Below are 21,982 nucleotides of genomic sequence, written 5' to 3' on the forward strand. Positions count from 1 at the left end.
CATGTTCTCGGCGTAGCCGTCGCTGACCAGGTTCAGTTCGGTGAACACCGGCAGGCCCGCTGTGAGCAGCTGCCGGATGATGGCCGCATGGGAGAGAGGCGCGGTGCAGACCAGCGCGCCGTCGAATTTTTTCGCCGCCAGCGCCGCGTCGATGCTCTCAAAGCCTTCCACGCCCAGGGCCGCCGCCTCCTCCCGGCGGGAGGAGCTGGTGTCCACCCCAAAGAGGGCGATGTCCTTGTCGATGCCCTTCAAAAGCCGGGCGCGGCGCTTGCCCATGCTGCCCAGGCCCACGATGAGAAGTTCCATAGGTTCCACCTCGTTTGTATTGTTTGCGGCCTTACCGGCCGTCGTAAAACACTTTGGGCGCGCCGAAGTCCGGCCGGCGCACTTCCTTCAGAAGGATGTCCACGATCCTGCCGCTGGTGTCTCCCCCATTATAGGGGCTTTTCGCGCCCTTTGCAACGGCGGCGAAGGCCGGGCTGAGGGCCTTGCGCACCGCCGCGGCGACGGCATCTTTTTCCGCCGGGCAGCAGATCACGTTCGCGCACAGAGGGCGTCCCTCCTGCCGCCCGCCCACGTTCACCGCGGGCACCCCGAAGGTGGGGGTCTCCACCACGCCGCTGGAGGAATTGCCCAGCACCAGCGCCGCGGCGGCCATGGCGGAGAGATACCGCTTGACGCCAAGGCTGGCGCGCACCGCCGCCGTGTCCGGGTGCTGTTCGCCCCATTCGTCCCACATGGCGTTGATGGCAAGGCCGCCCGCGTCGGCGTTGGACTTGGTCACCAGCCAGACCAGGCCCTCGGTGCGGCTCACCTCGTCCATGGCGTTCAGCAAAGCGCGCATCTGGGCGGCCACATCCGCGCCGCCCGCCGTTTCGGGATGGAAGGTGACGAGGCCGAAGGGCCGCGTTAAATCAAAGCCCACGCTTTCGCTCAAAGCGGCGGGGGGCAGCTTTTCCATCGTGCGGATGTTCTCGTCCCCCAGGCCCCCCACGTTGAACACGGCGGCGGGCGCTTCGCCCATGCGGACGAGGCGGGCGGCGGACTCGGCGCAGCTGGGGAAGTGCAGATGGGCGATTTTGGTGATGCAGTGGCGGTACCAGTCGTCCTGCGCCCCCAGGGTCACGTCGCCGCCGCTGATATGGGCCACCGGCACGCCGGCGAAGGCCGCGCCTTGAGCGGCGGCCAGAATTTCGTATCGGTCGCCCAGCACAAGGCAGCAGGCGGGCTTGTTTTCTGCGAACCACTGGGAGAAGCCCCGGATGGCTTTTTCCACCGCCCTGGCGGTGGCCAGGGGCCCCTCGTCCTCCTCAAACAGGATGGGGATGCGGGCCGCGATGGGCATGCCGTCCGCTTCTATCTCGCTGACAGTGCCGCCGTATTTTTCCGAAAGGTGCGCGCCGGTGACCAGCAGGGCCAGCTTCGCGTGGGGCCGGGCAGCCAGCTTTTGCAAAACGGGGCGCAGCAGGCCGTACTCCGCCCGGGTGCCGGTGACGACGGCGATGAGGGGCTGTTCCATGGCCCTTCCCTCCTTTTCGTTACAATTCGATGGGCTCGTCCTCGGCGAAATCCCGCTTTGCGGCGCATCCCAGCACCTCGTGCCAGCGCATGGGGGACACGCCGTCGCCCGGGCGCTTGGTGGTGAGGTTTTCGGCGGTGAAAATTTCGCCCTGTTTGATGGCCTTCGCGGCCACGATGCTCTTGCGGGCCACGGGCTTGTTCTTGGCCTCGCTGGCACTCACCGCCTTGCGGCCGGTGCCGAGGGCGGCCTGGGTGCGGCGCACTGCCTGTATCATAGCGGCAAGCTCGGGCACGTCCAGGCTGGCCTTGTGGTCGGGGCCGGGCAGGGTCTTGTCCAGCGTGAAGTGCTTTTCGATGACCACCGCCCCCAGGGCCGCCGCGGCCACGTCGCACTCCCAGCCGGGGGTGTGGTCGGAAAGGCCCACCGGCACGCCGAACTGCTCCGCCAGTTCCAGCATGGCCAGCAGGTTCGCGTCCTCATAGGGGGTGGGGTACTCGGTGTTGCAGTGGAGCAGCGTCACCCCGGGGCAGCCGCCGTCCTCCAGAACGGAGAGGGCGTCCTCGATCTCCGGCAGGGTGCTCATGCCGGTGGAGAGCACCACCGGCTTTTGGGCCGCCGCCACCGCCTCAAGATAGGGCAGGTTGGTGATCTCGCCGCTGGGGATTTTAAAGAAGGGCAGGTCCAGCCCCTTCAAAAACTCCACGCTGGGCAGATCGAAAGCCGCCGAGAGGTACTGGATGCCGATGGAATCGCAGTATGCCTTCAGCTGCCGGTGGCCCTCAAAATCAAAGTGCAGCCGCCGGATCATCTCCAGCTGGCTCTCGCCGTCCCCCGTCCGGGCCTTCTGATACTCGGCCTTGGGCGCGAATTTCGACACCACCAATTCCGGCACGGCGGTCTGGTATTTCACTACGTCCGCCCCGGCGTTTTTGGCAGCCAGCGCCATCTGTTTTGCCATTTCCAGGCTGCCGTTGTGGTTGACGCCCGCCTCGGCAATGATGAGAACGTCCTGCATATCGTTATCGCTCCTTACCCTTTGTTTTCTTGTGCCAGAATGCCAGCGCCGCAAGGCCCAAAGCCCCCGCCAGCGTCAGGCCAAGGCCCGCCGCCGCGCCCGGCTGGGTGTAGGCCAGCGTGAGGGTGTGGCTGCCCGCGGGCAGTTCCACCGCCAGCAGCGCCCCCGCCGCTCTCTGAATTTCAGCGGGCGCGCCGTCCGCTTCGGCCCGCCAGTTTTCGTCATAGGGCACCGTGAGCACCGCAAGGCCCTCCGCCTGCGCGCCCGTTTCCAGTGTGATGGCCCCGTCCTTCCAGGCCGTCACCGCCGGGGCCGCCGAGCGCAGCCGGCCGCAGGCGGCTGCAAGGGCTGCCTCGTCCAGCACCGCGAAGCGGGCAAAGTCCACCGCCGCGCCCAAAGCGACGTTCACGGTCTGCCCTGCCTCAAACCGGCCCAGGTCCACCGCTGCGTCCGCCGAACGGCCAATGGAAAGGATGCTGCCCTTCTCCTGGCCGTTCACCGCCAGGGGCACATCCGCCCCCGCGCCGGAAAAGACAGCGTAGAGGATGCCGCTTTCGGGCATCGTCAGGTCGAATGCCCCGCCGCTTTCGCCGCTCTCCACCGGGGTGAACAGGGCCGCTTCCTCGCCCAGCAGGGCGGTATAAAGGGCCTCGGCCGCCTCAAAGGCGTCCAGGCCTTCCGCCAGTTCGAAGGCCCCGGCGTCCGAGGGCGACCAGAGCGCCCGGGGCAGAGCGTTGGGGTTTTGGTACACCTGCCAGGGGGCGGCAATGTCCGTCTTTTCAAAGTGGGTGGGCGCCGCGTCCCCCTCCTGGGCCAGGAACCACCTCACCGACAGAAGGCTGTCGGCGGCGGCGGTGCTGCCCGAAAGGTAGCCATAGCTGGAGCCGTAATTGCGGTAGCCCAGGGCCATCAGCAAAATCGACGAGGCCCCGTCCTGCACGCTGCTGAAATGGGTCAGCCCCTCATAGCCCAGCAGCATGGGGTCGTTGAGGGTGCGGAAAAAGGTCTTTTCCACCCGGTAGCGTCCGGCGTTCTCTTTTTCCACCGCCTGCACCGTGGCCCGCCCGGCCCGCACAAAACCGGCGTAATCCGCCACGGGGTAAACTTCAAAAAGGCGCAGCGCCCAATACCCGTTCAGCGCCAGCTCCCCGGCGGTGAGGGCGGCCAGGGCCAGGGCGGCCAGCTTATTTTTGCCGCCTTTGAGGCGCCCCCACAGCCAGACGAGGCCGATGCCCGCCGCCAGCAGGCAGCAGGCCAGCAGCCAGCGCCGCCTGCCGTAGGTCTCGGCGCGGACGAAATACACCAGCACCCCCAGCGCCGCCGCCAGTGCCCCGGCGGCAAGGCCGGTTTTGAGGCTCACCGGCCCGGCGAGGGCCCCCGCGCCCAGGGTGAGCAGCAGGAACACCAGCAGAAAACTCTCCCGGTAGGGGAACCAGTTGGGGGCGGCAAAGCCATGCCACGCAAAATCCAGCGGCCGCCACCAGAGGCTGGCCAGCAGCAGGGTGGCGAACAGCCCATAGACCAGCTTTTCCCGCCGGGGCCTCGCGGAGAAGAAATAGAGCAGCGCCGCCCCAAGCCCCAGCATGCCGCAGTAGACCGGGGGCAGGCCGCTTTGCACGTCCGCCCAGACAAAGTTTCCGGTGAAGAATTTCTGGGCAAGGTCCAGCGGCGAAAACTGCCCGCCGCCGGAAAAATCAAGGCCGGTGCTCTTCACCCGCAAAATCTCGGTCACGGCAGGCAGCAGCACCGCGCCGGCCAGCGCCGCCGCCGTCGCCCCCGCCGCCGCAAAGCGGCCAAAAGCCGAAAAAACGGCCTTCCGCCCTGGGCGGGGCAAGCGCGCCGCGAGCCCCGCAACAAAATACAGTGCGGAGAAAATGCACAGCATATACCCCATGTAGAAGTTTGTGAAGATGGCCGCGGCCAGCGCCAGGGCGAAGCCCACGGCCCCTTTGCCCGCCAGCAGACGGTCAATACCGGCGCAGGCCAGCGGCAGCAGGATCACCGCGTCCAGCCAGAGGACGTTCTGGGCGTAGGCCACCGAATAGCCCATCAGGCCGTAGCACCAGCACAGGGGCAGCCAGAGGGCTTTTTCGCCGCCCCAGCGCCGCTCAAGATAAAAGCAGAAGGCCGCCGCCGCAAGGGTCACCTTGGCCGCGTAGACGATGCAGCACAGCTGGCCGTAGAATTCCGGCGCGACGATGAGGTAAAGCCAGGCGAAGGGGCTGGCGAAGTAGTAGGCAAAAAGGGCGAAGGCCCCGCCGCCCAGGCCCAGATCGCCGGCATAAAGCAGGCTGCCGCCTTCCCGCACCGCGTCGTAAAAATGGGCGTAGAAGGGGATGTACTGGCTGTTGAGGTCCCCGGTCATCACCGAGTTCGGCCCGAAGGGCCAGAAGCCGCAGGCGGCATAGACGGCGCAGACGATGAGCGCCATGCCCCCCGCCGCCACAAACAGGCGGCCCCGGCGGCCCTTAAAAAAGCGTTTTGCTCGTTCCATTCCAAACCTCTCGCGGCGGGGCGCTTCAGCCCCGCTTTTTCAAAAGCCGCCCCTTCCAGAAAAGGCCCAGGTCCAAAAGCACCGCCGCCGCGGCAGGCAGCGCCGCCAGCGCCAGCGCCTGTTCGGCCCGGGGCACGAAGTACCGCCAGAAGGCCACCGGCACGTTCACGGTGAGGGCGGCGTCCTCTCCCTGGGCCAGCACCACGCCCGCCCCTGCGGCGGGGTCGATGCGGATGGTATCCGCCGTTTCCGGGAACACCAGCAGCACGCCGTCCTCCACGCCCTGGGCAAACACCCGGCGGCGCAGGCTGAAGTCCTGCCCGGCGGCGGCCCAGTAGCCCTCAAAGCCGGAGGCCGGCGCATCGGTCTTCAAAAACACGCTGCGCACCGGCCGCCCGCCGGCGAAAACAAACTGCGGGTCGGCCCCGGTGGTGACCCAGAGGCCGTCCCCGGTGAGGGCGATGTCCTGGCTTTGCAGCGAGGAAAGGGGCACTTCCCCCGCGGCCAGCCGCCCGGCGGCAAAGCGGAGGGCGTCCTGCCCGGCGTTGCCCAGGGCCCACAGCGCCCACAGCGCCAGGGCCAGCAGATAGCAGGCGGCCACCAGATGGGCCGCCGCCCATGCAAACACTCGTTTCATCCTTCGGCCCCCACATTGCAGACAAAGTCAAATTGGCCCAAGGCCCCGTTCCAGGCGTACACCGCCGAACCCGTCTCACAGCCCGCCAGCCCGTCGCTGAACAGCGCCGCGTAGCCATCGGCAAAGAGGCCGTCGCTGCGCTCCACGAACACATAGTCGCAGCCGCGCCCGCGGATGCACTCCAGCAGTTCTTCGGCGGTGTAGGGGTGGTAATAGGGGGCGCCCTCTTCCAGCGCCCCGGGCACAGCGAAGGTGCCGCCGCCGCCCTGGCCGTCGTTGCCGCTGTAGTCCAGATACCAGGGGTAAAGCTCATAGGAATAGAGGAACCAGCGGCTGCCGTCGTCGCCCTGGCTGACAAAGAAGATATGGGCGTCCTTCGGCACCGCCGCCTGCACCTGGGCCGCCTCGTCCCGGGCAGCCCGGCGCGCGGCGTACGCCGCGTCGCCGCCGCCGAACACGGTGAGGCTGAAGGGCAGCCGCAGCCACACCAGCGCCGCCAGCGCCAGCGTCAGGGCGGCAAAACCCGTCTGCACAAGGCCCTGGATGCGCTCGGAGCCCATGGCCCGCAGCACCAGCGCCGCAGAGGCCAGCAGCCAGCCCAGCAGATAAGGGTACATATACCGCTCAAAGCCCACCAGCCCGCCGGACACCTCGTCCCGGAACACATACAAATAGGTCAGGCCGATGAAGAAAAAGTAGGCCGCAAAGCCCGCCGTGCCCAGCACGGCAAAAAGGCCCGCCTGCCGGCGCAGGGCTTTTTCCTTTGTGAGGATGGCCGCCCCCGCGGCCATGGCCACCGCCAGGGCCGCGGCCACTGCAAAGGGCCCTACCATGGTGGTTTTGGAGGTAAACAGCGCCCGCACAAGGCCCCCCATGATGGCGGCGAATTTCTCGGTGCGGCCGATGCCAAGCAGCTCCTTCACGCCGGTGAGCACCATTTCGGCCATGCCCATCTGCTGGGTGCCGCCCACGTTGGTGGTATCCGCCGCGCTTGCCACCGAGAGGTATTTCTGCCAGCTCCAGAAAGAAAGGCCGCAGGTGGCAAAAAGCCCGGCCCAGCCCGCCGCGGGCTTTGCCCAGCGGCGCAGGGGAGCCTTTTCCAGCAGCAGGGCGAAGGCCCCGTCGGCGGCGATGAGCCCCGCCGCCACCAGCGCCAGGGCAAAGCCGGTGTCCTTTTCCAGGCACAGGGCCGCCAGCGCCAGGGCACTGGGCCACAGCGCCTTCTTTTCATTGATATAATAGGCCGCCAGCGCGCCGCCGAAGGTCAGGCCCAGGGGGATGTCCGACAGGGCCGAGGCGTAAAGGTCGGTGGGGCGGGCGACGCTGCCGTAAAGGGTGATGACGAAGGGCAGCAAAAAGCCGAAGCCCAGCGCCGGCACCCACTGCCGGGGCCTGCCTTTTTCGCAGCCGGCGGTGAGGGCGGCGAAGATGGAAAGAAGCAGGATGTCATAGCCCGCCAGCACCCGCCACTCGGCGTAATCGCCGAAGAACTGGAAGAACCAGCCCAGCACCACCAGGGCCGGGCGGTGGGTGCCCACCCAGGCCCAGCCGATGTCGGCGTTCACATAAAGGCCGCCGCTGGTTTTGACGATCTTGGCGGCGGTGCCCCAGAAGGAGAATTCGTCCCAGGTGGAGAACATGGGCTGCCGCCAGGCGAAAAAGGCCAGCAGCGCCGCCGCCAGCGCGAAAAAGGCGGCAAAGCCGGGGGCTTTCAGCGCGGCGGCGGGCTGTTTTGCCCCCGCCGGCCAGACCGCGAGCGCCCAGGCCGCCGCCGCCAGCGCAAAATAGAGCCACCCGGCTGCCGCCAGCACGCCCAGCATGCCCGCGGCGGAAAACCACACCATGGTGGCGCACACAGCCGCAAAGGGCGCAAGCGGCGCGGGCAGCTTTGTGCGCCGCGCCAGGAGCACGGCAAAGCCCGCCAGCGCCGCCAGCGACAGATAGCTGTAAAAAAGTTCCATACGCAAAGCTCCCTGCGCGTCAGGCCTGCTGTTCCAGGCGGCGGCGCATCTTTTCCAGTTCTTCCATCTGGCCCATGTCCATCCAGGCGGACTCGTTGATGGGATACACCCCCACCGGCAGGCCCCTTTGGCGGTATTCGTCGATCACGTCGGGGAAGCCCACCTTGCGGCCCTCCTCCATCTCCTCCACCACCTGCGGCTCCACCACGTAAACGCCGGTGTTGGTGAGGAAGTTCAGCTCCGGCTTTTCCCGCATGGCGGCGATGGCGCCGTTCTCCCCCATCTCCACCACGCCGTAGGGCACGGTGTAGTGCTTGTAGGCGCAGATCATGGTGATGAGGTTGCCGTGCTTTTTGTGATACTGATACACGTCGCCGTAATCCACGTCCAGGAGGGTGTCGCAGTTGGAGAAGAAGAAGGTGCCGTCCAGCTTGCCCTTCAAAAGGCTCAGGCCGCCGCCGGTGCCCAGAAATTCCGTCTCGTCCACATATTCCACCTGATAACGCAGGTCCTCCAGGTCGTTGAAATAGGACTTGATCATATTCTTTTTGTAGTTTACCACCAAAACCATGCGGCGGCAACCGAAATCGGAAAAGCGCTCCAGGATGAGCTCGCAGATGGGTTTCTCCCCCACCGGGATCAGGGGCTTGGGCAGGATCTTGGTGTAGGGATAAAGCCGGGTGCCCAGGCCCCCGGCCATCACCACTACCGGGATGTTCGCCTGCTTGCGGTTGTCCACGTCAAGGCCGGTGGCGAACACCACGTCCGCCACATGGCCGTCCCGGTCCAGAAGGGGAAGCGCGTCGATGGAATGCCGCTCCAGCATGGATTTGGCCCGCCCACGCTCTTCCAGCGGCAGGCTTTTGGGGGAATAGTTCGCCGCAAGGCGCACCGGGTCCTCCAGCCTGCCGCCCCGCAGCAGGAACTTGCGCAGGTCGCCGTCGGTGAGCACCGCCTGCAGCCTGCCCTCCGGCGCGATGAAGAGGATGCGCTGGCCGGTCTCGTCCAGCTGCTTCATGGTCTGGAGGATGGTGGCGTCCTCCCGGATGAACAGTTCTTCCAGTTTCAATCGTCTTCCCCCTTTTCCCGTTTCAGCGTCAGGGCGCACCCGGCAAGGCCGGGCAGCACCGCCAGCCAGAACAGCTGCCATGGCGACGGGATGAAGTATTCCTGCAAAGGCACTCGCTCGTTGAGCAGGATGGCGTCCAGCTTCACCGCCACGCCGGCGGTGTCCGCCAGGTCCAGCCGCACCCCCTGCCCGGCAAACCGGGGCAGGGTGTAAAGCCAGCTGCCGTCCTCCTGCCTTTCGGGCCACACCCGCAGGCGGGGTGTGTAACCAAAGCCCGGCAGGTGATAATAAAGGTCCTTTTCGGCGGAGGCCTCCCCTTCATACCGCGCCGCAAGGCGCAGCCGCCGCACCAGCGTGCCCGGCGCCAGCAGCAGCTGGGCGTCGCCGGTGGTGCTGGTGAGCGTGCCGCCGGTGTTTTCCATGTTCACAAGGGCGCATTGCCCCGCATCTTCCAGCGTGACGGTCTTTTCCTGCAAAAGGCCCGCGGCGTAGAGCAGCTGGTCCAGGGCGAAATTGCCCACGAGGGTCAGCGCCAGCAGGCAGGCGCCCAGGGCGTAAAGGGCCCGGAAGGGCCGGCGGCGCGCCGCCGCCCAGAGGTTTTTCAGCCGCTTCATCCCGTCACCTCCCCGGCAAGGGGCGCGGCGGGCGTCCAGCCCGCTTCGCTTTTTTCATAAAGGGCGGGGCCCTGCTTCGCGGCGGCCAGGCCGTCGGTGAAAAGGGCAGCGTAGCTCTCTTCAAAGATGCCGTCCACCCGGCTCACCAGCAGCAGGTCCACCTGCTCGGCCTTTAGCAGGGCGGAAAACTCCTCTTTTGTGTAGGGCGCGCTGTAAGGCATGCCCTCCACCAGCGCCGGTTCGCCGTAGGTGGCGCCGCCCTCGCCGTAAACAAGGGCGGGGCACAGCTGCTGATTGAACAAAAACCAGGAAAAACCCTCGTCCCCCTGATGGATGAGGAACACCCTCTGCTCCGGCCGGATGGCCGCTTTCGCGGCCTTCGCCACCGCCAGCTCCTGCCGCACCGGGGCGTACTCGCCGCCGCCCACCCCCAGCAGGGTGAACTGAGGCTCTGTGCCCGCCGCCAGCGCCGCCGCAAACGCCGCGCCCGCGGCCAGCGCCGCCGCCCGGCCAAGCGCCGGGCGCTTCGCCGAAGCGCAGCTGACCGCCAGCACCGCCAGCGCCAGCAGCAGCCAGCCGGTGTAGTAAGAAGCAAAATACCGGGGATAGCTGGCAAGGCTTTCGGGGGTGGAATCTTTTAAAAGGAAAGCATAGCTCAGCCAGAGCATCAGCCAGTAGCCGGCAAAACACACGCTGCTGCCCACGGCGAAAAGGGCGGCCCGCAGCCGCGCCCGTTTGCCGGCCGCCAGCAGCACGGCGGCCAAAAACACCGCCAGCGTCAGCGCCGCCACCGCCGCGCCGGTGCCGAACACCGACACCTTGCGGTGCCAGAAGGCGTCGGCCATGGCGCTGCCGTACTGCCAGAAGATCTCGCTGCGGGCCTCGAAGTAGCTTTCCACCGGCAGGCCCAGCAGCAGCTTCAGGCCATTGGCCACCACCGCGGGCAGGCTGGCGGAGGCGGTGTCGCCCATGCCGCCGGCGGCGGCATTCTGCCGCACAAGGCCCGCGATGTATTGATTCCAAAGCAGATATTGGGCGGTGGGGGCGGCAAGGCAGGCCGCGCCGAAGCCCAGCCGGGCGGCAAAGCCTTTTGCCCCCCGCGTTCCGCCGGGGGCAAACAGCGCCGCGTCCAGCGCCACCAGGCCCGCCGCGGCGAGGCCCAGCACAAAGGTGTTGCTTTTCACGTTCGCCGCCGCCAGCAGCACCGGCAGGGTGAGCCACCGGGCCGCAGAGCCCCTGTCTTTGGCCGCCAGCCAGAAGGCCGCGGCCCCGCCAAAGAGCATGCCGGCGGGCAGATCGCCCAAGAATTCCAGCCAGGCGGTGTTCAAAAGGGCGGTGTGGCCCGCCACCGTGACCAGCGTGGGCGCCGCCAGGCCCGCCAGAAAGAGCGGGCAGGCCAGGCGGGCGCGCTTTGCACAGCCCGCGGCGGCGGCCAGGGCCGCCAGCATCAAAAGGTCGGCGGCGAAGATGGCCCGCCAGGGCGCGAAGGGCCCGAACAGCTGGAAGAAATAGCTTGCCAGCGGCAGGGCGGCCAGTTCGGTCATCTGCCAGGGCAGGCCGGTCTCGCAGACGGTGTAAAGGGCGTCGTTCTCGCACGTGAGCTTCGCCGCGGTGCCCCAGAAGGAGTATTCGTCAAAGTTCAGAAATTCCGGCCGCAGCACCCAAAGGCCCAGGGCCAGCGCCAGCGCCAGCGCCCAGAACAGCTTTGCGGCGGGGCTTTCCAGCGCCGCCGCCAGCGGGCAGGTCTCCCCTTTTTTCTTTGCCAGAGCGGCCTCAAGGCCGCCGCCCAAAAGGCCCAGCGCCGCCAGCCCGAGGCCCGCCGGGCGCAACACGCCCAAAAGCCCCGCCGCCAGCAGCCAAAGTTCCGCCAGTGCCAGCGCCGCCAGCGGCGCGGCGGCGCTGCCCACGCCGGCGCGGCGGGCAAGCACCGCGCTCATGCCGAAGAGGGCCGCCAGCATCGCCAGCAGGCCGAACAGTTCGCCCCAGGCCACGGCAGGCCCTCCCTTCTGTTTTTGGTCTGTTTACAGGGCCAGAACGGCCTCGATCACCCGGGCGCACTGGGCCTCGGTGAGATTGGTGGAGCAGGGGATGTTCACGATGCGCCGGCGGTACTCCCGGGCGACGTCCATGGCGTGGGTCTCGCAATCGCCATAGTCGCACTGCTCGTTGATGAGGGACCAGACCGGGCGGGTCTGGATGCCCTGGGCCTGCAGGCGGGCGATGACGCTGTCCCGCTCCAGGCGGTCGGGCAGCAGCAGGCTGTAGAACCAGTAGTTCGGGCGGGTGCCCTCCCGGAAGGGCAGCATGGAAAAGCCCTTCACGCCGTCCAGCGCGGCCTTGTACTGCTCGTAACGGGCGGTCTTGTGCTCAATGAAGCCCTCCAGCAGTTCCATCTGGGCAAGGCCCAGGCAGGCGTCGATGTTGGTCATGCGGTAGTTGTAGCCCACCTCGTCGTGCCTGAACTGCAAGAGATCCGTTTTGGCCTGGGTGGACAGGTGCTTTGCCCGCGCCGTCCACTCCGGGTGGCTGGACACCACCGCGCCGCCGCTGCCGGTGGTGATGATCTTGTTGCCGTTGAAGCTGTAGACGCCCACGTCGCCCATGGTGCCGGCGAATCTGCCCGCCAGCGGCCCTTCGGTGTATTTGGTGCCCAGGGCCTCGGCGGCGTCCTCGATGAGGGTGAGCTTATAGTCCTTCGCGATGCGCAAAAAACGGGGCATGTCCGCCATGTTGCCGAACACATGCACCAGCACCAGCGCCGAGACCCTGGCCCCGGTGCGCTTGTTGTAAAGGCCGTCCGCCCTCAGCTCGCACTGGTTGGCGCAGAAGTCCTCCACCGCGTCCGGGTCCATGGTGGCGGTGGCGTCGCAGCCGAAGAACACCGGCTGGGCGCCCACGTACCGGGTGGTGGGGTTCACCGAGGCGATGAAGGTCAGCGCGGGCACGATCACCTCGTCGCCCGCCTTCACGCCCGCCGCCAGCGCCGCCAGATGCAGCCCGGCGGAGCCGGAAGCGCAGCACACCGCCGCAGGGCTTCCCACATAGTTTGCGATGCACTCTTCCATCTCGCCCACCTTGGCGCCGCTGGTGGACACCCAGGCGCCGTCCAGCGCCTCGTCCACATATTTGCGCTCGTTGCCGCAGAAATTGGGTACCGAAAGGGGAATGAACTCACTCATGGTTATGACCTCGCTTTTCGTTGGATCGATCGTCTTTTTTCAAAAAAGCGCCCAGCGCCCGGCGCAGTTGGCAAAGCGCCGCCAGCGCCAGCGGGGGCGCGAACAGCAGAAGCATCCCTTCGCCCGCGCCGGGCAGGAAGGCCGCCAGCGGGGAGAGGCCCGGGTCAAACACGACGCCGTCCAGCCGGGTGACCACGCCGCCCTGGCTGTCCGGGTCGATGCGCACCTCGCTCACCTTCACGCCGCCCACATCGAAGGAGTAGACGCCGGGGGCGGTTTGGACCCCATAGACCGACTGGCGGGGGGAGAAGTCCGTCTGGCCCGGCGTTTTCCAGTAAAGCATCACCGCCTGGGGCGGGCTTTTATGCTCTGCAAAAAGCTGCACGGTGTCAAGATAGGCTTCGCCCTGCCACAAAAGCTGGGGGTCGCCGTCGGTGGAGATGTACCAGTCGCCCTCCTCCCCCGCGTCGTAGGGCTGGATGCCCACCGGCGTGAAGTCCGCGGCGGCAAGGCTTTGGGTGGCGGCCAGGCCCTGCCGGGCGTACCAGGCGGCCCTGGCAAGGCTCACACAGCCCAGCAAAAGCCAGAGGGCCAGGCCCGCCGCCCAGGCGATGAGGAGCGGTCGCAATTTTCTCATGCCGCGCCTCCTTCCACCCGGCTCCAGCGCACATCGCCGCCGTCGTATTCGACGGCCAGCAGCACCGGCTGGGCGGGCTTGTCGTCCGGCAGGCCCTCGCAGCCGAAAGCGGGGCCGATCACGTCGGCGATGTAGTCGTCGCTGGCGTCCACCAGCACGTGGGTGTATTTTTTGTCCAGCAGGAACAGCCGCAGGTCGTCGGCGTCCGCCACCGTCTGGTAGCTGTAGACCTCCGGCACGCCCTCCCCCGCCGCCTCGGGCGAGACGAGGTTCATGTGGGTGGTGTCCCAGTTATAATCGCCCTCGTGGCCGTAGCCGAAGCCGCCGAAGCCCCGGGCGAGGGTGGCGTTCAGCTCAAAGCCGTAGTAGTTCCAGCGGATGGCGGTGTCGCCCTGGCTGATGAGCAGCACCGTATCATCCCAGTCCAGCATGCCGTTCACCGTCTCCGCCCGCTCCTTCACGTCCTGGCGCACGGAATACACCGAGTGAGGGTAGTTCCAGAAGCCGGCGGTGGGCATGCCCCGCCAGACGATGAGCGCGCAGAAGCCCAGCAGCACCCCGGCGGGCACCGCGCCCGCCAGCTTCGCCGCCCGGCTTTCGGCGGCGGCGTACCGGGCCAGAAGGCCCAGCGCCATCAGGAAAAAGCCCATGTAATAGGGGCCGATGTAGCGGATATAGTCCTGAAGGTTGGCCGCGTCGGTCTCCCGGAAGTTGTAAACATAGAGGAACAGATGAAAGATGAGGAAAGCCCCCAGCGCCAGGGTGCCGAACACACCCAGGCACACCGGGCGCAGGCGCTCGCCTTCCGACGCGGCCAGCGCCGCCGCGCCCAGCAGCAGCCAGATCAGGGCCAAAGCCAGCGCGCCGCCGCCCAGAAGGCACACCGGGATGGTGAAGGGGCTGGCAAACATCGCGTCCCGCACCTGGGCGAACTTTTCGGTGGGTTCCATGAAGCCCAGCAGCTGGGCCACGCCCTCGGCCATGGCCTGGCCCTGGGTGACCTCGTGGATCTCGCTGCCCACGGTGGTCTTGCCCAGGCCCGTCACCGCCGCCACATAGCGGCTCCAGCCAAGGTAGGCAAGGCCCCCGGGCAGGATGGCCAGCAGGGCCGGCAGCGTGTCTTTCAGGCGGCGGGAAACTTTGCGTTTCGGCCCGCAGAAGAGCCGGTCGGCGCAGACGAGGCCCACCACGATGCACCCGTAGGCAAGGCCCACGTCCTTGGTGAGCACCAGGAAGGCCGCCAGCAGCGCGGTGAGGCCGAGGGCCGCGGCGGGCCGCTGGCGCAGGGAGAAATAGACGCACAGGCTCGCCCCGAACACAAAGCCCAGGGGCAGGTCGCCCATGAAGGAGAGATAGACGTTGGAGATGCCGCCCAGAGAGGGCGCGCTGAAAAAGAAGGGCGTCAGGAAGCCGCAGGCGGCCGCCACCGCCGCCCCCGCTTTGGAGCGGCGGGGCAGGCTGGCCACGGCGGCCACGGCGGAGGCCAGCAGGGCATCCAGCGCAAAATAGGCCGACCATTCAGAGAAGCCCTCGCCGAAGAACTGGAAAAGATAGGCCACCAGCATCAGCGCCGGGGTGGCGGTGCGGGCCAGGAGGTTGCCCGGCGCCGCCGGGTGCAGCATGTCGTGGAGCTTGGTCAGCTTTGCCGCCGAGCCCCAGAGGCTGAACTCGTCGGTCTGGGTGAACATGGGCCGGGTGGCGGCGAACACGGCCAAAAAGAAGGCCGCCGCCAGCAAAAAGGTCATGAAGCCGGGGGTCAGAAGCTCCTTGAGCGCCCCGGCAAGTTCCTTTTTGAAGAGGAGCCACGCCGCCAGCGCCGCGGCGGCCAGATAGAAGGCCCAGCCCCCCGCCTCCAGCAGCCCCAGCATGCCGAAAAGGCACAGCCAGAGAGCCCCGCCGGCGATCACCGGCAGGGCCAGCAGGCCCGCGTCCAGCTTGAAACGACGGGCCAGCACGGCGCTGTAAAGGCTGATGGCCAAAAGCGCCAGTATCCCACTGAGCAGCGGCAAGCGCGCCGCCCCCTTTCGTTTTGGAAATCAGCCGATGACGTACACCGGCCCGATGAAGTAGTGCTGGAACAGCAGCACCGCGCCCAGGGCCCCGAACACCGCCGAGACCCCCAGCGCCACCCGCCGGGCCCTGGCCTGCCCTGCGGCCAGGCGGGGCTCCAGCACATGGCTCAAAAGGGCCGCCACCAGCACGAAAAGCATCAGAAAGGCGGGCAGGAAGTACCGCGCCTGCAAGCCGATGATGCGGATCATGCCCACCGGGGTGCTGGTGATGTACATCGCGGTGGCCGCGCCCGCCATGTAGACGATGCTCAAAGCGCCGAGGCCAAAGGCGGGCATGGGCCGAAGGCTGCTCTTCTCATGCACCGAAAGGGCCGCCGCGAAGAGCAGCACCAGGGGGCTGACCAGGCTGATGAAAGGCACTTCCAGGTCCAAAGCCCCGAAGAGGCCCAGCTGCCCCAGGAAGAAGTCGTTTTCATAGAAGCTGCCCAGCAGCACCGAAGCGTAGCGGAAGGGATTGGCCAGGATGCCCAGCAGCTGGGGCACCTCCGCCGCGCCCTCGATCTGGCGGCCCACATAGGGGTAGTTGAAGCGGAAGGCGGTGCCGTACCAGTCGAACAGCTTGCCCAAGGCAAGGCCGCCCGCAAGGCACCCGGCGGCCAGCTGCCACTTTTTGACCCGGGTCTTCCAGGCCGAGCGGGGCAGCACCAGCGGCAGCACCACCCAGAGCAGGCTGATATAGGGCTTGGCCAGGTTCATCATCAAAAAGGCCGCGGCGAACACGAGGATGTCCCTGTCCAGAATTTCGTCCTTGCAGTAGAAGCTGGCCACCAGGTAGTAAAAGCCCAGCAGGGTGGCGTCGTAGCTCACCGAAGCGGCCATGTAAAGGCTCAGGGGCAGCAGCATGAAGGCGGTGAACACCGGCTTGTAGCGCTTGCAGTTTGCAAGCGCCAGCCAGCACAGGGCGGCGTAGGCCAAAAGGTTTGCCAGCCGCGCGGCGTAAAGGCAGCCCAGCGCCCCAAAGCCCAGGGTGCGAGCAAGGAGGATGCCCAGCGCCTGGGGCAGCATGGAGAGGGTCATGAAGAAATAGGGCTCGCCCACTTCCTCTTTGGCGGGCCGGCCGTCAAAATAGGCGGCGAAGCCGTCGGCGATGCTCTCCACCCGGCCGTCCTCCCCCCGCTGCTTGAGGGCATAGCCCGCGGTGGTGTAGCTGCGCTCCTCGCCCTCCTCGGTGTAGGTGAGGCCCTGGCTGGTGTGGCTGGCCACCCACGCGCCGGGGAAACTCTCCACCAGCTTTGCCACGTCGTCGGGATAGAGGCGGTCGTGGTCGAAGGTGAAGCGGCCCTGGCTCAAAGAATAGCTGCGCAGGAAATGGGCCGTCTCGTCCGGCGCCTGCAAAGGCGGGTCGGCAAAGCAGAACAGCGCCCCGCACAGCACGATGGCCAGCGCCGCCTTTGCGTCAAAGCTGCGCAGCTTCGAGCCGGCCCAGACCGCCAGCGCCGCGGCCAGCACGAACACCGCCGCCGCGCCATAGAGCAAAAGGGCGGGTACGCCCCGGTCGTCGAGATAATACACCACCCGCCAGTAGTACATGAAGCCCACGGCGGCGGCCAGCGCGGCCAGAAGGCCCAGGGCGGCGAGCGCCGGGCGGGGCGGGCGCTTAAAATATTTTGAAAGCACGTTTTGCACGAAATGACCTCGCTCGCTCAGTTTGCGGCCCCTTTGGCAAAGGGCCCTTTAAAAACGGCACAAGCCGGGCCGCCCCTCGCCCGAGGGCCCGCCCGGCAGCCGGAACAGCCCGGCGGCAGCCGGGCCTTTTTTACAGATTGTAGACGTCGGGCTTGTACCGCTCCATGTTCCCGCGCAGAAACTCGATGGTGGCGGCAAGGCCCTGTTCAAAGGTATAGGCGGGCTTCCAGCCGGTGAGGGCGCGCATCTTGGAAGCGTCGCCCAGCAGGCGCTCCACCTCGCTGTTTTCCGGGCGCAGGCGCTGGGCGTCGCAGACGATCTTCGCCTCGGGGTTGATCTGGCGGATCAGCTCGTTCGCAAGATCGCCGATGGAGTGCTCCTCGCCGGTGGCGATGTTCACCTCCTGGCCGATGGCCCCTTCGCAATCGCCCAGGGCCATGAAGCCGGCGGCAGTGTCCTTGACGTAGTTGAAGTCGCGGGTGGGCTCCAGGCTGCCGAGTTTTATCTCGGTCCTGCCCGCCAGCAGCTGGGTGATGATGGTGGGGATGACCGCACGGGCGCTCTGGCGGGGGCCGTAGGTGTTGAAGGGCCGCACGATGGTGACCGGCAGCCCGAAGCTGCGCCAGAAGCTCTCGGCCAGGCGGTCCGCGCCGATCTTGGTGGCGGAATAGGGGCTCTGGCCCTGGAAGGGGTGCTTTTCGTCGATGGGCACGTACCGGGCGGTGCCGTATACCTCGCTGGTGGAGGTGACCAGCAGGTGCTTCGTGCCCACCTGGCGGGCGGCGTTCAGCACGTTCAGGGTGCCTTTGATGTTGGTGTCCACATAGCTGTCGGGGCTGTGGTAGCTGAAGGGGATGGCGATGAGGGCCGCCAGATGATAGACGATCTCCTGGCCTTCCATGGCGCAGCGCACGCCGTTGGGGTCGCGCACGTCGCCCATGAACACCTCGATCTCGTTTTTGATCTCGGGGGGCAGGGTGTCCAGCCAGCCCCAGGTGCCGAAGGAGTTATACAGGCAGAAGGCCTTGACCCTTTCGCCCTTTTTGACCAGTTCCTCGGTGAGATGGCTGCCGATGAAGCCGTCGGCGCCGGTGACCATGACGGTATGTGCCATACTTGCGCTCCTTTTTGACGCCGGGCCCTGGGCCCGGTTTTTCACAAAATCAGGTAAAAACAGTATACCCCATTTACGGCCGGATTTCAACCGCCTGCGCCCTTTACACCGCCGCGCAAAACAGATATAATAGGTTAGATATTGCCCGCATTTGCGCTGAAAGGAGGCCGCCGGGGTGAGTTTTCAGAGCTTTTCCTACTTTGCGTTCCTGCCCGCGGTGGCTTTTTTGTATCTGAAGGTCTGCCCGGCCCGGTTCCAGAACGGCCTGCTTCTGGCGGCAAGCGTCCTGTTCTACTGGGCGAACCGGCCCACCGGGGCGGACTGGCCCGGCGCGTGGCCGCTGGCGCCGCTGGCGGTGCTGGCGGCGGTGTGCTTTTTCGTCTGGCGGGCCGCCCTCGTCCTCGCCCGCAGGGAAAAGGGTCAGAGAGGCCGGCTGCTGGCCGCCGCCGTCGCCGCCCTGCTGGCGGTGCTGGCGGCGTTCAAATACTTTAACTTCCTTCTGCCGGTGCTGCCCCTGGCCCCCGGCGTCCTCCACGCCCTGCCCTTTCCGCTGGGCATCAGCTTCTACACCTTCGCCGCCGTGAGCTATCTGGTGGACGTGGCCCGGGGCGACATGGAGCCGGAAAAAAGCTTCGCGACCCTTGCGGCCTTCCTCTGCTTTTTCGGCACCATCACCGCCGGGCCCATCTGCCGCGCAAGGCAGCTGCTGCCGCAGCTGCATCAGGAGCACCGCTTTGACGCTTTTCGCACCGTGCGGGCGTTGCAGCTGTTCGCCTTGGGCCTGTTCAAAAAGGTGGCGGTGGCGGACGTCATTATGATGTATGTCCAGCCCATCTACGCCGACCCCGCCGGCCACGGCGGGGCGGCCCTTGCGGCGGCCACGGTGGGCTACACCCTCTATCTCTACTTCGATTTCGCGGGCTATTCCGAGATGGCCCGGGCCAGCGCCCTTTTGCTGGGGCTGGACATCCCCGAAAACTTCAAGACCCCCTTCTTCGCCTCCAACTTCTCCGGCTTCTGGAGCCGCTGGCACATCAGCCTTTCCAGCTGGCTGCAGGACTATCTCTTCACCCCCCTCGTCTGGGCGGACGCCTCCAAGCTGCCCCTCATCGGGCGGCGGGTGAGCCGCCTGTCGCCGGTGCTGTGCGTCTTTCTGGTGTTCTTCGTGTCCGGCTTCTGGCACGGCAGCACCCTGCCCTTCGTGGTCTGGGGCTTTTTGCAGGGCGCTTACCGCGCCGGGGAGGAACTCATCCACCAGAAGCTGGGCAAGCCCAAAAAGAAGGCCCCCGCCCGCCTGCTCTGGGCCAAGCGGGCCGGCGTGTTCCTTTTGTGGGCCTTCGGCATGGTGTTCTTTGCCGCCGGGTCCAGCGTGGGCGGCGCCGGCCTGGGCCAGGCCTTTGCCGTGCTGACCGGCTTTTTCCGAGGCTGGAGCCCCGTGCGCTTTGCCGCCGAGAGCTGGCAGGCGGTGCTGGACGGCTTCTACGCCCAGAACATGATGGCGGCGGCCTGGTGCGCCTTTCTGGCCTTCACCCTGGCGCTGGCGTTCTGGCTGGACTGGCAGCGGGCGTTCCGCTTCAAAAACAAAAGCGCCGAGCTGGTGCTGCAAGCGCAAAAGGGCGCGGTGCGCTGGGCGCTCTATTACGCGCTGGTGCTGGCCATCTTCGGCGGCCTTTTGATGGCCAGCGGCGGTTTCGGCGGCGCGAGCTTTGCCTACGGCGGCTTTTAAAACATAAGCGAAAGGGGGCGCGGGAATGCGCGGTATCTTAAAAAAGCTGGCGCTGCTGGCGCTGCCGGTGGCGGCGTATTTCTGCGTCTTTGCCGCTTTCGAGCCCAACAACTACTTCGGCCTCAAAGCCTCCACTTCCAGCGAGGCCCCGGTGGCCCGGCTGAAAAGCTACGCCGCCGAGCCCGGCGAGCGCATCATCGTGGGGGATTCCCGCCTTGCCCACTTCGATATGGAGCAGGTGGAAGAGGTCAGCGGCCGCCCCTGGCAGAACCTGGCCTTCGGCGGCGCTTCCCTGCGGGAGGGCGTGGACGTGGTGAACTGGGCGCTGGAACAGAACCCGGATCTCGAGGAAGTGGTGTTCGGCCTCTCCTTCTACACCGTCACCGAGACCTACGACGCCGACCGGATGAGCACGCTGGAAAAGACGCTCAACAACCCCCTGGCCTACATGTTCAACCTGGAATACAACGTGAACATGCTCACCGCTTTGTCCGAGCGGCTGCGGGGCATCCCGGGCGGGGCCGCCGAGGAGACCGGCGACTGGGTGTACCCCGAAGACTACACCGGCCCCGACGGCACGGTGTACCAGCTGCACGCCCGCCTTGCCACCTACCCCGAGGCCCTTGTGCCCCGGTGCAAAGGCTGGCGGCTCAACGCCGAGCAGCTGGCCCGCTTTTGCGAGATGGCCGCCGCCTGCCGGGAGAAGGGCGTGGAACTGACGGTGGTGCTGCCCCCCATGGCGGACATCGTGCTCACCGACGCCTGCATGCCCTTTGGCATCGACGAGGCCATGGCCGCCGAGTTTCTGCCGCGCCTTGCCGAATGGGCCGGGGAATACGGCTTCGCCGTGCTGGACTACGAGTGGGCGGACCGCCCGGACTTTGACGACGACAAGCAGTTCTTCGACGGGTTCCATCTGGACACCCGCTACGGCCTGCCCCAGTGGGTGGACCAGCTGTTCACCGACATCGGATAACTTTGCAAAAGGGAGGCGCCCGGAATGGGCCTTGACTTTCTGATTTTGTACGAGCACACGGTGCGGGAGTACGAAAGCGACCTGCTGCTCAAGCTCGAGCTGGAGCGCCGGGGCTACACCGCCGAGATCCGCCAGCTGCTGGACCGCAAAAAGCTCAAGTATTTCACCTGGAAAAAGCCGAAGGTGCTCGTTTCCAGCTGCATGTACGACAACGAGGCCATCAACAGCCACGTCTACAACAACGTCGGCCGGTGCGACAGGATCGTGAACCTCCACTGGGAGCAGATGCTCAGCGACACCCAGGAGGCGGGCGACTGGTTCAACATGAACGGCAACGCCAAAAAGTGCGTGCAGACCTGCTGGGGCCGCCGCACGGCCCAGCGGCTCATCGACCACGGCATGGAGGAAAAGAACACCCCCGTCACCGGCGCGGTGATGATGGATTTTCTGCGCCCGGAGTTTGCGGGTTACTTCAAATCGAAGGAGCAGCTTTGCGCCGAGCACGGCCTCGACCCCGCCAAAAAGCTGCACCTTTACATCTCCAGCTTCGGCTACGCCAGCATGACCGACGCCGAGGTCAAAGAGCTCAGCGAGATGGCGGGCACCGATTTTTCCGGCTTTGCCGCCACCAACCGGGTGAGCATGGCCGAGACGCTCGACTGGTTCGACCGGTACCTGGCCGGCCACCCGGAGGTGGAGCTGGTCTACCGCCGCCACCCCAGCGAGTGGAACAGCCCCGCGCTGGCCGGCCTCAGCCAAAAGCGGCCCAACTTCCACGTCATTTTTTCCGACAGCGTGAAGCAGTGGATCGTGGCGGCGGACTCCATCTCCATCTGGATGAGCACCGCCATCGCCGAGGTGTACATGGCGGGCAAAAGCTGCCACATCCTGCGCCCGGCGCCCATCGAGCACGAGTACGACCCGGTGATCTACGCCGGGGCGAAGTACGTCACCAATTACGAAGATTTCGCCGCCGCCCTGGCCGAGGACGCGCCCCCCTTCCCCATCGAAAGGCAGGTCATCGAGGGCTACTTTGACCCCAGCCCCGTCCCCGCCTACAAGCGGATGGCGGACCTTTTGGAGCAGGTGCGCAACGAGCCGCCGCGCGACGCGCCCATGGGCGAGGGCTTCACCCCTCATTTCAACTGGCTCAAATTCTTTGCTTTGTGGGGGGTGCACATCCTGTTTGCTTTGCGCCTGGAGCCCAAAAAGGTGTTTTTCTTCCACAAGGGCCTCGCCGGTTTCGCCCAGCGCATCTACGGCTATGTGGAGAAGGCCTATGTGCCCAAAGCCGACGCAAAGGCCATGGAGGCGCGCATCGCGCCCTTTGTGAAGTAAAG

17 protein-coding genes are annotated in these 21,982 nt (G+C 66.5%); 3 read left to right on the top strand and 14 right to left on the bottom strand.

The annotated features are described in order from the left end of the window. From ACH2AT_RS04760 to ACH2AT_RS04825, 14 genes are all read right to left on the bottom strand, one after another. Positions 1–306 (bottom strand): Gfo/Idh/MocA family oxidoreductase (locus ACH2AT_RS04760; RefSeq protein WP_394964055.1); only part of this gene is annotated, 306 nt, incomplete at its 3' end. Between the two features lie 31 nt (positions 307–337). Beyond that, positions 338–1,519 carry a UDP-N-acetylglucosamine 2-epimerase gene (neuC, locus tag ACH2AT_RS04765; RefSeq protein WP_394964056.1) on the bottom strand — a complete coding sequence of 394 codons (1,182 nt, stop codon included), beginning with the start codon at positions 1,517–1,519 and terminating at the stop codon, positions 338–340. Between the two features lie 19 nt (positions 1,520–1,538). Beyond that, positions 1,539–2,537 (bottom strand): N-acetylneuraminate synthase, encoded by a 999-nt coding sequence (gene neuB / locus ACH2AT_RS04770; RefSeq protein WP_394964057.1) that lies wholly within the window; start codon positions 2,535–2,537, stop codon positions 1,539–1,541. Between the two features lie 4 nt (positions 2,538–2,541). Continuing rightward, a complete protein-coding gene (locus tag ACH2AT_RS04775; RefSeq protein WP_394964058.1) occupies positions 2,542–5,031 on the bottom strand; it encodes a YfhO family protein in 2,490 nt (829 codons plus the stop codon). Positions 5,032–5,056: 25 nt separating this feature from the next. Beyond that, a complete protein-coding gene (locus ACH2AT_RS04780) occupies positions 5,057–5,668 on the bottom strand; it encodes a hypothetical protein (protein WP_394964059.1) in 612 nt (203 codons plus the stop codon). Continuing rightward, positions 5,665–7,629, bottom strand: coding sequence for a hypothetical protein (locus ACH2AT_RS04785; protein ID WP_394964060.1), 1,965 nt, complete (start codon positions 7,627–7,629; stop codon positions 5,665–5,667). The genes ACH2AT_RS04780 and ACH2AT_RS04785 overlap by 4 nt, the downstream gene beginning before the upstream one ends. Before the next feature lie 19 nt (positions 7,630–7,648). Further along, complete coding sequence (locus ACH2AT_RS04790; RefSeq protein ID WP_394964061.1) at positions 7,649–8,698, bottom strand: sugar phosphate nucleotidyltransferase; 1,050 nt, start codon at positions 8,696–8,698, stop codon at positions 7,649–7,651. After that, positions 8,695–9,312, bottom strand: coding sequence for a hypothetical protein (locus ACH2AT_RS04795; protein ID WP_394964062.1), 618 nt, complete (start codon positions 9,310–9,312; stop codon positions 8,695–8,697). The genes ACH2AT_RS04790 and ACH2AT_RS04795 overlap by 4 nt, the downstream gene beginning before the upstream one ends. Beyond that, the gene (locus tag ACH2AT_RS04800; protein WP_394964063.1) at positions 9,309–11,303 is read right to left on the bottom strand and encodes a hypothetical protein; all 1,995 of its coding nucleotides are present in this window, start codon (positions 11,301–11,303) and stop codon (positions 9,309–9,311) included. The genes ACH2AT_RS04795 and ACH2AT_RS04800 overlap by 4 nt, the downstream gene beginning before the upstream one ends. Positions 11,304–11,333: 30 nt before the next feature. Further along, positions 11,334–12,491 (bottom strand): LegC family aminotransferase, encoded by a 1,158-nt coding sequence (locus ACH2AT_RS04805; protein ID WP_394964064.1) that lies wholly within the window; start codon positions 12,489–12,491, stop codon positions 11,334–11,336. Next, positions 12,484–13,128: a hypothetical protein gene (locus tag ACH2AT_RS04810; RefSeq protein ID WP_394964065.1), complete on the bottom strand. Its 645-nt coding sequence runs from the start codon at positions 13,126–13,128 to the stop codon at positions 12,484–12,486. The genes ACH2AT_RS04805 and ACH2AT_RS04810 overlap by 8 nt, the downstream gene beginning before the upstream one ends. Continuing rightward, complete coding sequence (locus ACH2AT_RS04815; RefSeq protein ID WP_394964066.1) at positions 13,125–15,137, bottom strand: hypothetical protein; 2,013 nt, start codon at positions 15,135–15,137, stop codon at positions 13,125–13,127. The genes ACH2AT_RS04810 and ACH2AT_RS04815 overlap by 4 nt, the downstream gene beginning before the upstream one ends. Positions 15,138–15,164: 27 nt before the next feature. Beyond that, positions 15,165–16,826 carry a DUF2142 domain-containing protein gene (locus ACH2AT_RS04820; RefSeq protein ID WP_394964067.1) on the bottom strand — a complete coding sequence of 554 codons (1,662 nt, stop codon included), beginning with the start codon at positions 16,824–16,826 and terminating at the stop codon, positions 15,165–15,167. 130 nt (positions 16,827–16,956) lie between these two features. Then, a complete protein-coding gene (locus ACH2AT_RS04825) occupies positions 16,957–17,940 on the bottom strand; it encodes an NAD-dependent 4,6-dehydratase LegB (protein WP_394964068.1) in 984 nt (327 codons plus the stop codon). A 175-nt stretch (positions 17,941–18,115) separates the two neighbouring features. Between ACH2AT_RS04825 and ACH2AT_RS04830 the strand changes: the two genes are divergently transcribed. Genes ACH2AT_RS04830 through ACH2AT_RS04840 form a run of 3 tightly spaced genes read left to right on the top strand, consistent with a single transcriptional unit; the run spans position 18,116 to position 21,980 of the window. After that, positions 18,116–19,666: an MBOAT family O-acyltransferase gene (locus tag ACH2AT_RS04830; RefSeq protein ID WP_394964069.1), complete on the top strand. Its 1,551-nt coding sequence runs from the start codon at positions 18,116–18,118 to the stop codon at positions 19,664–19,666. A gap of 25 nt (positions 19,667–19,691) precedes the next feature. After that, the gene (locus tag ACH2AT_RS04835) at positions 19,692–20,642 is read left to right on the top strand and encodes a hypothetical protein (protein ID WP_394964070.1); all 951 of its coding nucleotides are present in this window, start codon (positions 19,692–19,694) and stop codon (positions 20,640–20,642) included. A 24-nt stretch (positions 20,643–20,666) separates the two neighbouring features. After that, positions 20,667–21,980, top strand: a complete 1,314-nt coding sequence (locus ACH2AT_RS04840) for a surface carbohydrate biosynthesis protein (protein ID WP_394964071.1) — start codon at positions 20,667–20,669, stop codon at positions 21,978–21,980. Positions 21,981–21,982 lie beyond the last annotated feature (2 nt).

The sequence above is a fragment of the Candidatus Allofournierella excrementigallinarum genome (assembly GCF_944388085.1).
GTDB lineage: Bacteria > Bacillota > Clostridia > Oscillospirales > Ruminococcaceae > Allofournierella_A > Allofournierella_A excrementigallinarum.